General features: G+C 42.6%; 13 protein-coding genes. 2 read left to right on the top strand and 11 right to left on the bottom strand.

What is annotated here, in order from left to right:
• Window positions 1–34: 34 nt before the first annotated feature.
• The gene (gene xerA / locus KSW37_RS07625; protein ID WP_217313888.1) at window positions 35–991 is read right to left on the bottom strand and encodes a site-specific tyrosine recombinase/integron integrase; all 957 of its coding nucleotides are present in this window, start codon (window positions 989–991) and stop codon (window positions 35–37) included.
• A gap of 124 nt (window positions 992–1,115) precedes the next feature.
• Here xerA and aroQ point away from each other — a divergent pair, with 124 nt between their 5' ends.
• Both aroQ and KSW37_RS07615 read left to right on the top strand, forming a co-directional pair.
• A complete protein-coding gene (gene aroQ, locus KSW37_RS07620) occupies window positions 1,116–1,550 on the top strand; it encodes a type II 3-dehydroquinate dehydratase (RefSeq protein WP_006848094.1) in 435 nt (144 codons plus the stop codon).
• Window positions 1,551–1,581: 31 nt separating this feature from the next.
• Window positions 1,582–2,220: an O-methyltransferase gene (locus KSW37_RS07615; RefSeq protein ID WP_118079558.1), complete on the top strand. Its 639-nt coding sequence runs from the start codon at window positions 1,582–1,584 to the stop codon at window positions 2,218–2,220.
• A 122-nt stretch (window positions 2,221–2,342) separates the two neighbouring features.
• On the opposite strand, the gene KSW37_RS07610 is transcribed toward KSW37_RS07615, so the two are convergent.
• From KSW37_RS07610 to KSW37_RS07565, 10 genes are all read right to left on the bottom strand, one after another.
• Window positions 2,343–3,572 (bottom strand): FtsX-like permease family protein, encoded by a 1,230-nt coding sequence (locus KSW37_RS07610; RefSeq protein ID WP_217313887.1) that lies wholly within the window; start codon window positions 3,570–3,572, stop codon window positions 2,343–2,345.
• A gap of 86 nt (window positions 3,573–3,658) precedes the next feature.
• On the bottom strand, window positions 3,659–3,994 hold the full coding sequence (gene rbfA, locus KSW37_RS07605; protein WP_006848097.1) for a 30S ribosome-binding factor RbfA: 336 nt from the start codon (window positions 3,992–3,994) through the stop codon (window positions 3,659–3,661).
• A 30-nt stretch (window positions 3,995–4,024) separates the two neighbouring features.
• Window positions 4,025–4,861: a glutamate racemase gene (gene murI, locus KSW37_RS07600; protein WP_118079560.1), complete on the bottom strand. Its 837-nt coding sequence runs from the start codon at window positions 4,859–4,861 to the stop codon at window positions 4,025–4,027.
• The gene (locus KSW37_RS07595; protein WP_217313886.1) at window positions 4,858–5,412 is read right to left on the bottom strand and encodes an OmpH family outer membrane protein; all 555 of its coding nucleotides are present in this window, start codon (window positions 5,410–5,412) and stop codon (window positions 4,858–4,860) included. Before KSW37_RS07595 ends, murI begins: the two co-directional genes overlap by 4 nt.
• A 113-nt stretch (window positions 5,413–5,525) precedes the next feature.
• Entirely contained in the window at window positions 5,526–6,011 is a 486-nt protein-coding gene (locus tag KSW37_RS07590; RefSeq protein WP_006848100.1) for an OmpH family outer membrane protein, read from the bottom strand.
• A gap of 92 nt (window positions 6,012–6,103) precedes the next feature.
• Window positions 6,104–6,616: an OmpH family outer membrane protein gene (locus KSW37_RS07585; protein ID WP_022121518.1), complete on the bottom strand. Its 513-nt coding sequence runs from the start codon at window positions 6,614–6,616 to the stop codon at window positions 6,104–6,106.
• Window positions 6,617–6,627: 11 nt separating this feature from the next.
• The gene (locus KSW37_RS07580; protein ID WP_217313885.1) at window positions 6,628–9,264 is read right to left on the bottom strand and encodes a BamA/OMP85 family outer membrane protein; all 2,637 of its coding nucleotides are present in this window, start codon (window positions 9,262–9,264) and stop codon (window positions 6,628–6,630) included.
• A gap of 51 nt (window positions 9,265–9,315) precedes the next feature.
• Window positions 9,316–10,068, bottom strand: coding sequence for an isoprenyl transferase (locus tag KSW37_RS07575; RefSeq protein ID WP_217313884.1), 753 nt, complete (start codon window positions 10,066–10,068; stop codon window positions 9,316–9,318).
• Window positions 10,065–10,781, bottom strand: coding sequence for a DUF6089 family protein (locus KSW37_RS07570; RefSeq protein ID WP_217313883.1), 717 nt, complete (start codon window positions 10,779–10,781; stop codon window positions 10,065–10,067). Before KSW37_RS07570 ends, KSW37_RS07575 begins: the two co-directional genes overlap by 4 nt.
• Window positions 10,736–12,097 (bottom strand): DUF6242 domain-containing protein, encoded by a 1,362-nt coding sequence (locus KSW37_RS07565; protein ID WP_217313882.1) that lies wholly within the window; start codon window positions 12,095–12,097, stop codon window positions 10,736–10,738. The genes KSW37_RS07570 and KSW37_RS07565 overlap by 46 nt, the downstream gene beginning before the upstream one ends.
• Between the last annotated feature and the right edge of the window lie 175 nt (window positions 12,098–12,272).

Here is a 12,272-nt window from a genome sequence, read left to right as displayed (position 1 = left end):
TATTCCTATATAAAAAACGTCAATTCCTTGTGCTTTATCCGTTATTCGGGTATCTTTTGTCTGTTTTATCTGAATCAAGCACTTGATTTTCTTCACTATATTTGATATTTCGAGGATGATGTTCCAAGATAGCCCTGCGCAAATCTGAAGTTTCAAGATGAGTATAAATCTCTGTAGTTCCAATATCCTCATGCCCCAATAAGGCCTGAATTACCCGCAAATCTGCTCCACCCTTCAACAAGGCTGTAGCAAAACTATGACGCAAAGTATGAGGAGAAATAGTTTTCTTGATTCCTGCCTCATAAGCCGCATTTTTAATCATGATAAGTATCATATTGCGCGTGAGATGAGCGCCTCTACGGTTCAAGAAGACATAGTCTTCCTCACCTGGCTTGATTGCCATCAGATTCCGGTCTATATACCAAAGATTGATTTCTTTCAGAGCTTTGCCTGAAATAGGAACTATGCGTTCCTTGTTACCTTTACCTATGATCCTAATAAACTTTTCTTCTTCAAACACATCGCTTTTCTTTAGATTCACAAGTTCCGAAACGCGAAGGCCACATGAGAACAGAGTTTCTATAATCGCCTTATTACGCTGTCCCTCCCATTTTTCCAAATCAATAGCCCCTTCAAGCATGTCAACCTCTTCTACAGATAAATATTCCGGCAAATGCTTTCCTATTTGGGGAGAAACCAGTAATTCGGTCGGATCGTCTTTTATATAATCATCAAGTACCAGATACCGGTAGAAAGAACGGATTCCGCTCAAAATCCGAGCTTGTGAACGAGCAGAAACGCCACGATCATGCAAACTTGCAGAAAAATTCTCCAAGTCTTCCAATTTTATTTCCGTCAGCACCAAATTATTCTTATCTGCATACTCCAAGAGAAAATTCAAGTCATGATAATAGGCATCCAACGTATTTTTGGAGAAATTACGCCCCAACTTGAGGTATCTCATATAGTTCTTTATAATTTCATTCCTCATTTTTTGTCAGTTTCCTTAATTTATTGTATCTTTGCATCGTCTTTGCATAAGACAGGAGAGTACAAAAGATCTCTGCCGCAAAGATACGAAAAAAATATGGATTACGATTAAAAATCAAGTAAATATGAAGATACAAATTATTAATGGTCCAAACTTGAACCTTCTTGGTGTAAGAGAACCAGGTATTTATGGCAGCAATTCTTTCGAGAGTTATCTGCCCAAACTGAAAGCGAAATTCCCTGATATTGAGATAGAGTACTTTCAGAGCAACATTGAAGGCGAGTTAATCAACAAACTGCAGGAAGTAGGTTTTTCCTATGATGGTGTAGTACTCAATGCTGGTGCTTATACTCATACCAGCATCGCCTTGCAGGATTGTATTCGCAGTTTGAAATGCCCTTGCGTTGAAGTACATATTTCCAATGTACATAAACGTGAAGAGTTCCGCCATCATTCATATATTTCCTGTGCTTGCCTGGGCGTAATCTGTGGTTTCGGTCTGGCTTCTTACGAACTTGCCATTTCTGGAATCTTAGCACAGAAAGAAACAGAAGAGTAAGATTTCCACTACTCTCTAAATCCATAAGATTATGACTGAGACTGAACTCATAGATAAATATATCTGCCAGCATATAGAGCCTGAAGGCGATTATCTGTATCGTCTTTACCGCGCCACCAATATACATACTATCCATGGACGTATGGCTAGCGGCCATATTCAGGGCAGGCTTCTCAAAATGCTTGTAGAGATGATTCGCCCGAAGAACATTCTGGAAGTAGGCACTTTTAGTGGATATAGTGCCATCTGCCTGGCCCAGGGATTGCAGGAAGGTGGAAAACTCTATACTTTCGAGATCAATGATGAGATGGAAGATTTTACCCGTCCCTGGATAGAAGGGTCGAATGTTGCCGATAAGATTGACTTCCGCATCGGTGATGCCAACGTAGAAGCGCCCCAATTAGGTGTAAAATTTGATATGGCTTTTGTTGATGGAGATAAACGTACCTATATAGAAACATATGAAATGGTTATGAGCATCCTGAACCCTGGAGGCTACATCCTTGCAGACAATACTCTTTGGGATGGTCACGTCATCGATCCAGCCTACGACCGAGACCACCAGACTCAAGGCATTCGGGCTTTCAATGATTTAATAGCAAGAGATTCTAGAGTAGAGGTTGTTATCTTACCACTACGCGATGGTCTTACACTCATCAGGAAAAAATAAATAAAGGAGTTAAGGAGTTAAGACAACAGTCTTTTGGCATATATTTAAAACCAATAAGACATACGTCTTAACTCCTTAACTCCTTTAACTCCTTTAACTCCTTAATAAAAAAAAGTTCAGCACTAACTCAAAAGCCTTTTACTCAGCGCTCTTACAGGATACCATACAGCAAGCCAACCTACAGCAATTACTGTAACGAAAATAATGGCAACATCTGAGTAATGAACGCTTACAGGATAAGCATCAACGATAAAGGAGCCTTCAGAATCTCCCAGACGTACAAATCCATATTGCTGCTGCAAAAAGCAGAGGAGCAAGCCCAATCCGATACCGATGACCGCACCTATCACAGCTATCATTCTACCTTCAAAAAGAAATACCCTGGTAATCTGCTTATCGTTAGCTCCAAGATTACGAAGAGTCACAACATCATTTTTCTTATCAATAATAAGCATAGAAAGCGACCCGATGATATTGAAACATGCAACAACTAAGATAAAGGTCAGGAAGATATAAGCAATCATCTTCTCTATCGACATAATTTTAAAGGTATCTTCCTGTTGTTCAAATCTGTCAAGCACTTTATATTTATTACCAGCTATCTGCTGCATCTCAGCCTTTACAGCATCCAAATTACTACCCGGTTTCAGCCGTATCTCCAAATCAGAGAGCATACCTTGCTGACCAAAGAGATTACGGGCAAATGAGATAGAAGTGATGATGTAGTTTTTATCATACTTTGCCTGTTTAACGGCAAAAAGCACTCCAGGAGAGTTGAGCGAGTCAGCTACAAAGCCATCACCAGGGTTAGTCATATCCAGCTGTCCCTCTTTTTTAGGAGCATAGATTTTCAGGAAACCATCCCATTGTGCTCCTATACCTAAGTTCTGGGCAAGACGAATACCTACGGTTCCATATTCCAGATTGGCAGCATGCAAGGAGAAGGAGCCATCACCATATAAAATATCTGTAATATGAGAAAGTTCTGCAAAATTATCATCTACACCCTTGATTTTCACCATTGCCTGATGATCATTATAGATTGCAAGAGCTTGATCTTCCACGGTTTCTGTCGCAACATCCACCTGCGGCAAAAGACGAATCTTAGTAAGAATAGGATCATCTGCAGGTGCAGTCTTTCCCTCAACAGGCACAACCTTGAGTTGTGGATCAAAACTCGTAAAGAGTGAAGCTACCAGGTCATGGAAGCCGTTAAAAACACTCAGAACGATGACCAGAGCCATCGTAGCTACCGCCACACCTATTACAGAAATAGAACTGATGACGTTGATAACGTGCGTACTCTTCTTAGAGAAAAGATACCTGCGAGCAATAAAGAATGGGAAATTCATAATTCTATCTTACCTTATTTATATAACAGTATAGGGAGTCAAGAATTGTCGTCTTAACTCCCTTGTCTTTTTACTTCTTTACTCTTTTACTTTTTCAAGAGTTCATCAATGTGCTCCAAATAATCGAGACTATCATCAAGGAAGAAACGAAGTTCTGGAATAATACGCAACTGGTTTCTCACTTTTTTACCCAAGTCGAAACGGATTGTCTTCTCATTTGCATTGATATTCTTCAAAATCTCCTCTCCTTTTTCAGAAGGGAACACACTCAAGTAAGCAGTACAGATACTGAGATCTGGACTTACTCTAACCTTAGTAACACTTACCATCACACCATGCATCATGCGAGTTTGTGACTGGAAGATAAGACTCAACTCCTTCTGGAGAAGTCTTGATATACGGTTTTGTCTTGTTTCTTGCATAACTATTAACTATAAATTATTAACTATAAACTATTCAAGATCTACATGTGTAACCTCCACTTGTTCATGAAGGAAAATCTGTGCAGATTCCTTGAATTTATCCTCACTCTCTGTTGTGAGATATCGGCAAGAGCCTGTTTTGGTAATCATCTGTTCCATCTGCGGATGGCGTTTCAGATAATCTTTCAGACTATTTGCTACATATTGTCCTTGCGGAACCACTCTTACGCCATCAGGAAGATTCTTCACAATGCTACTCATGAGAAGCGGATAATGCGTGCAACCCAAAATAATGGTATCAATATCAGCGTCCTTCAACATCAGCTGGTCGATGCGTTTCTTTACGAAATAATCAGCTCCCGGACTATCTGCTTCATTAGCTTCTACGATGGCAGCCCAAAGCGGACAAGCCACGCCACTCACCTGAATCTCCGGCCAAAGTTTCGAAATTTCCATATTATAACTTTGGCTTTTAATAGTACCTTCTGTAGCCAGAAGTCCCACGTGATTACTCTTGGTAATAGTACCAATCACTTCAGCTGTAGGACGGATAATACCCAGAACTCTTCTGCTGGGATCCAACTCAGGAATATCGCGCTGCTGTAATGAACGGAGAGCCTTAGCCGAAGCCGTATTACATCCCAGGATAACGAGATGACACCCCATAGAGAAAAGTTTAAGCACAGCCTGACGTGTGAACTTATAAACCACCTCAAACGAACGCGAACCATAAGGAGCACGAGCATTATCACCCAAGTACATATAATCATACTGAGGCATCGTCTGGCGCAATCCATGCAGGATTGTCAGTCCGCCATAACCAGAATCAAAGACACCAATTGGTCCGGGATTAGAAGGCAACATCATTTTAAAGTCTCCTCCAGCAAAGCTGTAATATCCTCCCCCATCTCTTCGTTGAGATAAGGAGCTGCATTATTGTCTGTATTGAGAATAAAGGCAAAGCCCTTCTGCTTGCCAATCTTTTTGGCTTCCTCGTTTATTTTTGCTTTAAGCGGAGCATAAGCATCATTCTCTGCTTGCTGCAAAAGGCGGGTTGCCTCAGCCTTAAAGGCAATATTCTTCTCCATTAATTCACGCAATTCTGCCTGACGCTTCTCCAGGATTGTTTTGGCATAAGTGCGCTGTCCATCAAGAAATTCCTCATACTTAGCATTAAACTCTGTTTCTACACGTTTCGTTTCTGCATCGTATTTCTCACGGAGTTCATTCATATTATGCTTGGCTATAGCGTAACCAGGCATAGTATGAAAAACCTTATCAAAACTAAAGTAGCCAAAACGCAAAGGAGCCGGTGCAGCAACCTGTTGCTGCTGAGCCTCTGTCGCAGGCATTGCTTGCTGGGCTGAAGCTGTCAAAGAGCAGAGAGCAAAAGCCAAGAATAAGAGATTCTTTTTCATGATGAGTGATACCGTTTATAATGAATACTTTATTAATATCTCAAAATTTAAAATGAGAAATAAGGGCAAGCACTTCTGCCTGCCCTCAATCTATCTGATTTTTCTTGCCTTGATTACTTAATCTTAGCCTGTACTTCCTTAGTAACGTCTACTACGTTAGTACCAGTATATACAGCTGCACCATCCTCGAAGATAAAGGTATAGTTGCCTGCCTTACCTACAGCCTCGATAGCTGTACGTACCTTTGCTACGATAGGCTGCATGAGTTCGCTGCTCTTCTTCTGCAACTCCTGCTGACCATCCTGGTAAGCCTGCTGAATTTTCTGCTGAAGAGTCTGCAACTCAGTTTCCTTCTGCTGCTTTGCTGTAGCGTTCATTGTGCTGGAGCCCTTCTGATACTCGTCAGCCTTACGCTGGAACTCATCCTGCATAGACTTCAAGTCATTCTCCTTCTGCTTCTGGAGAGCTTCCATCTCGCCATTAGCCTTAGCTACATCTGGCAAAGACTGCATAATCTGCTGAGTATTTACTTTACCAAACTTCTGAGCCATCATAGTCATTGGTGCACAGAGCATCAACATTAAAATAAGCTTTTTCATTGTTCTATTCTTTTTAATTATTAATTTCTAAATGAAGTTTTCATGCCGCCAACCATTGGCACATGTACTTACCGGCTGCAAATATACAATTATTATTTGGAATAACCTAATTTTTGGAGCACTTCGTTGCTAATATCTATCTTAGGAGAGCCAAAGATGATGCCGCTGTTGCTAGCTCTATCGAGAACAAGCGAATATCCGCGCAGGTCTGAAATCTCTTTTACGGCTGTATAAATCTCTTCCTGAATAGGTCCCATCAATGCCTCACGCATCTTATAAAGGTCGCCTTCTGCACCAAAATATTTTTTCTTCAAATCGCTAGCCTCCTTCTCTTTCTGCATGATGGCATCCTGCTTAGCCTTCTTCTGCTCCTGGGAAAGGAACACTACCTCGTTCTGATAGTTCTTATACATGGTGCTTGCCTCTGTGTTAAGAGCTTCTACCTCAGCCTGCCATTTGCGGCTTACCTGATTCAGCTGCTCGTTGGCACGCTCATAAGCGGGTACATTCTTCAAGATGTACTCCATATCTATCAATGCATATTTCTGTGCATGTGCTGAGATGGCTGCTACAGCCATCATCAGCATCAATACTATTTTCTTCATAAAACCCATTTTTAGAATTCCTGACCTAAGATGAAGTGGAACTGACTTCCACCCTTCTTATATGAGCTACCATTCCATACAGTATCGAAACCGTAGGCCCAGTCAATACCCATCAGACCAACCATAGGCAAGAAGATACGTACACCGACACCGGCACTACGCTTCATGCTGAATGGGTTGAACTTCTTGGTTTCATACCAGGCGTTACCAGCCTCTACGAAGGTCAAACCGTAAATAGTTGTATTACCTAAGAGGAATGGATAGCGAAGCTCCAATGAGAAGCGGTCGTATGCATAAGCATAGTAACCGGTTGTAGGACTGTAAGATACAGAACCATTCTCATAACCGCGGAGTCCGATTGTTTCCTCACCATAATATGATGAGTATCCACTCATACCGTCACCACCCACATAATAGGTCTCGAACGGACTCTTCTTATACTTGTTATAAGAACCGAGCAAACCGAGTTCTACACGGGTCATCAATACGAAGCACTTCTGACCCTCTGTGAGTGCAGTATAAGTCTTTGCCTTGAACTTCCACTTATGGTATTCAATCCATCTGTACTTCTCCTGCTGCTCTGCAGAATAGGTTGGCGACTTAGAATCGTTGGCAAGATTCTTGTAGTCCTTGTTGTCGAACGCACTCCATGGTGGAGTAAGGTTGACACTTGCCTCAAACTCTGAACCACGACGTGGGAAGAGTTGGTTATCGGTTGATGTTCGGTTCAATGCGATGGTCAAGTTCAAGTTGTTCGCATTACCGTTGGTCATCAACATATAGCTCCAGTTCTTCATCATGTAGCGCTGGTAAGCCAACTGTACAGACAAGGTGAAGTAATCATCCGGCCAACGGAGGCGCTTACCCCAACCGAGGCTTACACCCACCATCTGGATATACTTGTCTGGATCGTAATAATTCTCGTAGTTGTTATAGTAACTAGAACCATAACCATACATATAACTGTAATAGTTGTTCATGTAAGCACTATTGTAATAGTTGCTTGACACGTCGGTACTCTTACTGTAGTATGCACCTACGCTGAACTGGATAGGGCGCTTGCCGCCAAACCAGTTGGTAGAGTAGCTTACGTTATAGCTCTGGTAGTAGGTACCATTGGTCTGTGCACCGATACTCAGCACCTCACCATCACCGATAGGCATGATACCACGATGCTCCTTGTTTTTGTTGAAGAGGTTTGCCATAGAGAAGTTGTTGAGCTTCAAGCCCACACGTCCGATGACACCCGTCTGACCCCAACCGAGCGAGAACTCAATCTGGTCGTTACTCTTCTGCTCCAGGTTCCAGTTTACATCAACCGTACCATCTTCAGGATTAGGCTTTACATCCGGGTTAACCTTCTCAGGATCAAAGTGTCCCATAGAAGCAAGTTCACGAGCCGAACGCATCAGAGCATCCTTAGAGAAAAGGTCGCCTGGCTTGGTACGAAGTTCACGACGCACTACGTTTTCGTAAAGACGGGTATTACCATTGATACGTACATGACTCAGATAAGCCTGAGGTCCCTCTGTTACGCGCATCTCCAAATCGATAGAGTCGCCATCAATATTGATTTCAGTCGGTTCGATACGAGAGAACACATAACCATTATTATAGTAGAGGTTAGAAACAGCGTCATCATCTTCATTCAGGCGCTTACCCAATATCTTCTGGTTATATACATCGCCCTTCTTCATACCGAGCAATGCTTCGAGATAAGCAGAAGAGTAAACGGTATTACCTGCCCAGGAGATGTTACGGATATAGTATTTCTTACCTTCATCTACCTTGATGTAGATATTAACGTGCTTCTCATCGAAGTTGCTCACGCTATCTTCCAGAATCTGAGCATCACGGAAACCATACTCATTATATTTGTCGATGAGTTTCTGCTTATCTTCCTTCCAACGCTCAGGGGTAAACTTCTTCGACTTGAAGAAAGAGGCGAACTTACCAGCCTCATGAGTCTTGGCAAAAGCACCCTTCGAGAAGACTCCACCCTTAATCTTGCGGTCAGAAAGCTGTTCGTTTCCATCGATTGTTATCTGATGTACCTTGATTTTTTCTTTCTTGTCAACAACAACATCCAGGATTACCTGTCCCTTGTTGGCAACATCATCGCGCTGGTTAATCTGGATATCAGCGTTCTTGAAACCCTTATCATCGAAATACTTCTTGGCGAGGATCTTGGCACGGTCGAGCATATTCGGAGTTACCTGAGTACCCTTTACCATACCCAACTTCTGCTCCATATCTTCACGCTCGCTCTTCTTCAAACCAACATAGTTGATATTAGAGATACGTGGACGAACCGCAAGATAGATATGAAGATAAAGTTTCTCACCTACGATAGAGTCGGCAGCGATAGCCACCTTTGAGAAGAGTCCATGTTTCCAGTAGCGCTTTACGGCATTGGTAATCTCGTCGCCAGGCACAGTAATCTCGTCGCCCACACTGAGGCCGGAGATACCTGTGAGAACATAGTCTTCGTAGCCCTCAACACCCGAAACATTGATACCACCAATCTTAAGGGTACGAGGTGTACCTGCATACGAGATATCAGGGTTTACGATTTTATCTTGTGCCTGAATCTGCATGCATGCCATTACGCCGAACAGCAGGATGAAAATCTTTTTAAATCTATTCATTTATACCTTATTATATATAATATGATTTTTCTATGCTTGTATGAGGTTTGCTTATTTCTCCTCCTCTTCCACCTGTGCCTCGGTTTTTCCAAATCGACGTTGGCGGTTCTGATAACTTGCTATTGCCTTATGCAGATCTTCTTCATTGAAGTCTGGCCAGAAGGTATCACAGAAATACAACTCAGAATAAGCTATCTGCCAAAGAAGATAGTTGCTGATACGGAGTTCACCTCCTGTACGTATCAGGAGTTCTGGATCTGGCATGAAACTAGTCTCAAGATGCTTCTCGAAGTTCTCCTCTGTCAGTTTATCCTCTATCTGCTCATAGGTTGAACCTGACTCCAATGCTTCTTTTACCATTTTCTTTGTAGCATTCAGAATTTCCCAACGTGAAGAATAGCTCAATGCCACAACCATAGTCATAGCATCGTTCTTCGCAGTATGGTCCATAGTCTCCTGAAGTTTGTCCTGCACCTGTTGTGGCAAGCGGTTCATATCGCCAATCACACGGAAGCGGACATTATTCTTCATGAAGATTTCATCTTCGAGCGAAGTCAGTACCAGTCCCATCAAGGCAGCAATCTCATCGGCCGGACGGTTCCAATTCTCTGTAGAGAAAGTATAGAGGGTGAGATATTTCACACCCAATCGGGTACACTCCGATGTAATTCGACGCACTGTATCTACTCCTGCCTGATGGCCGTAGCTACGTTCTTTGCCTCGTTCTGTTGCCCAGCGACCATTGCCATCCATAATGATAGCGATGTGCGCAGGAATCCTGTTCATATCTAAGTTGTCCATCATTCTTCTTTATTACAAGTTCTACATTTTGCACTGAAACTATAGGTCACCGAAACGGCTATGGTAGAATAGCAGTCGGAATTCTTGAAAATGCCACTGCTCTTTACCCAGTAAGGGTCTTTCACACCATCCAGTTCATCGCTAAGCGGGAAATGGAAAGTCCAGGCCAATCCCAAGTTCAACCTTTCGTTTACTTTATATTTTGCGCCGATGCCTAAAGGCACGTTGGCTGTAAATACCTTTTTTTCATTACCTTTTACATAGGTTGCTCCCAAGCCACCCAGTATATAAGGAACCAGACGCTGAGCTCCACGATAGTCTCTGCCTGTTCCGTAGGGCCAGAAGTTGTACTCAAACACCAGATTCATATCCACCAGCGTATGATTGAAGGAATAGGGATTCTCAGCATAATCAGGATAGAAAGTATCCACATTTGCCGAAGAACCTTTTATTTTTCCAAAGCCCACGCTCAGTTTCAAGTCCTTGTAGGGGTCGAAATTGTATCTTCCCACCAGGAAACCGGCAGGTTGCATGTCGCCAAGCACATTTCCGTTAAAGTCGCCTTCATAGGTCATCATCCCCACACCGGCGCCTATCTCCATGCGATATTGCGGATCGTCCTGTGCACGAACCGCCATACAGCCCAGAGTTAAGAAGGCAAGCAGGATGATTAATCTTCCTTGCTCCAGCCATCTATATTGAAACGTCCTCTCCATACGTATCCGTTTCTGATAATCCAATAATAATGTTGCTTGTCACGGCAGAAAGCGAAACGACCTTCAGAAGCAAACTTAGCAGGCAGAACAACCATCGCATCCTGCTTCCAAGTCAATCCGGCATCCTGGCTCTTATACCATTTGCCATTGCTGCCTAAAGCAACGAAGCCTGTATCGGCAGCACAGGTAATTACCTGATCCAGCCAAGGCATCTTTCCACTTTTATTTTTTTCGATTTCCAGATAGTTCCACTGTCCGTCTTCATTTGCATCATAGTCAACCGTGCGCAACCATGTGGTAGCAACCGTATCTTTCAAAGCCTTGTCGCGAGTACCCAGCAGCATTACGTTCTCTACATTTTTTGCAGAAAGCACGCCAGCCACATTCATTGAGATATTCTGTTTTGGCAAATAGGCTGCATCTGTATCAAGTCTCTCTGCCTTCCAGCTGGCACCCTTATCTTTTGAAACAGAGATACCTGTAGCTGTATAAGCATAGAGATACTTGCTGCTTGCACCAATGAGCTGCTTGATATCTGCATTTTCAGAAACCAATTTCCATGTTGCAGCATCGGCAGAAGCATAAACCTTGCCGCCATCTGAGATATAGAGTTTGCCATCCAGCGCTACTGCACTCTGGTAAGCGTCACTACTTAAGCTTTCGTTCATCATAATAGATGACCAGGCGCTACCATCATTGATGGCTGACTTCAGCACCTTAGTACCCTCGGCAGTCTTGCCGAATACATAGATGTCATCACCACAAGCTACAGCCTTCAGATCAGAGAACGCAGCCAACTGACTGTTGTTCTGAGCCAGCTCATGCCACTTAAACTCATAAGGCAACTCCTTATGTACGTTTACGGTAACCTTATACTCGGCATAGGCAGAGTAGTCACCGCTGTAAACTCTAATAAAGCGAGGCTTTGAGAAGTTAATGGAATCAGAGCTTGAATAATATGCTGCGACAGAATCTGTCTTGTTGATATCCATCAGGAGAATAGGGCTGCTATTCTTGCTGCTGATAATAGCCAATATGGCAGTATCCCTCACCCCACAAGGCAAGGAATCTACATTATAAATCAAGCGTTGTGCCTGATCTATGTAAAATTTATAGTCAGAGCCCTTCACATTAGCCTTGAGCAAGGTATCTTTACCTGCCTTCGTTTTGGTATATCTGTCAAGACTACCCAACGAGAAAGCCGTGATGGCTGTATCATGTGTATATTCTACTGTTGTTTCATCGCTGCTCAAGCAAGAAGAGAGCGAGAGCGTAGCTGTAATCAGCGCTATGAAAGCAAAAAACTTCCTTTTCATTCTATCCTATTTTATTTTTAGCTGCAAATTTACTGAGAATTCTTTAAAAACTCGACCTTTTCTCCTTATTATTATGCAAATTATTCATTTTTAGGCGCATTTTTTAAGTTTTTTAGTGATTTCGAGGCGTAAAAACGAAGAAATCCCGCTTCTCTTGCGAGAAACGGGATTCCAT

The sequence above is a fragment of the Segatella copri genome (assembly GCF_019127135.1).
Classification (GTDB): Bacteria; Bacteroidota; Bacteroidia; order Bacteroidales; family Bacteroidaceae; genus Prevotella.
Note: the sequence above shows the minus strand (reverse complement) of the source record. Positions and strands in the feature narration are given on the sequence as shown.

What these genes read in the sequence shown, in the direction of transcription:
- KSW37_RS07565 (WP_217313882.1), bottom strand. Translation starts at nt 12,097, where the DNA reads ATGAAAAGGAAGTTTTTTGCTTTCATAGCGCTGATTACAGCTACGCTC.
- KSW37_RS07585 (WP_022121518.1), bottom strand. Translation starts at nt 6,616, where the DNA reads ATGAAGAAAATAGTATTGATGCTGATGATGGCTGTAGCAGCCATCTCA.
- murI (WP_118079560.1), bottom strand. Translation starts at nt 4,861, where the DNA reads ATGATGTTGCCTTCTAATCCCGGACCAATTGGTGTCTTTGATTCTGGT.
- KSW37_RS07570 (WP_217313883.1), bottom strand. Translation starts at nt 10,781, where the DNA reads ATGGAGAGGACGTTTCAATATAGATGGCTGGAGCAAGGAAGATTAATC.
- rbfA (WP_006848097.1), bottom strand. Translation starts at nt 3,994, where the DNA reads ATGCAAGAAACAAGACAAAACCGTATATCAAGACTTCTCCAGAAGGAG.
- KSW37_RS07575 (WP_217313884.1), bottom strand. Translation starts at nt 10,068, where the DNA reads ATGATGGACAACTTAGATATGAACAGGATTCCTGCGCACATCGCTATC.
- KSW37_RS07615 (WP_118079558.1), top strand. Translation starts at nt 1,582, where the DNA reads ATGACTGAGACTGAACTCATAGATAAATATATCTGCCAGCATATAGAG.
- KSW37_RS07610 (WP_217313887.1), bottom strand. Translation starts at nt 3,572, where the DNA reads ATGAATTTCCCATTCTTTATTGCTCGCAGGTATCTTTTCTCTAAGAAG.
- aroQ (WP_006848094.1), top strand. Translation starts at nt 1,116, where the DNA reads ATGAAGATACAAATTATTAATGGTCCAAACTTGAACCTTCTTGGTGTA.
- KSW37_RS07595 (WP_217313886.1), bottom strand. Translation starts at nt 5,412, where the DNA reads ATGAAAAAGAATCTCTTATTCTTGGCTTTTGCTCTCTGCTCTTTGACA.
- xerA (WP_217313888.1), bottom strand. Translation starts at nt 991, where the DNA reads ATGAGGAATGAAATTATAAAGAACTATATGAGATACCTCAAGTTGGGG.
- KSW37_RS07590 (WP_006848100.1), bottom strand. Translation starts at nt 6,011, where the DNA reads ATGAAAAAGCTTATTTTAATGTTGATGCTCTGTGCACCAATGACTATG.
- KSW37_RS07580 (WP_217313885.1), bottom strand. Translation starts at nt 9,264, where the DNA reads ATGAATAGATTTAAAAAGATTTTCATCCTGCTGTTCGGCGTAATGGCA.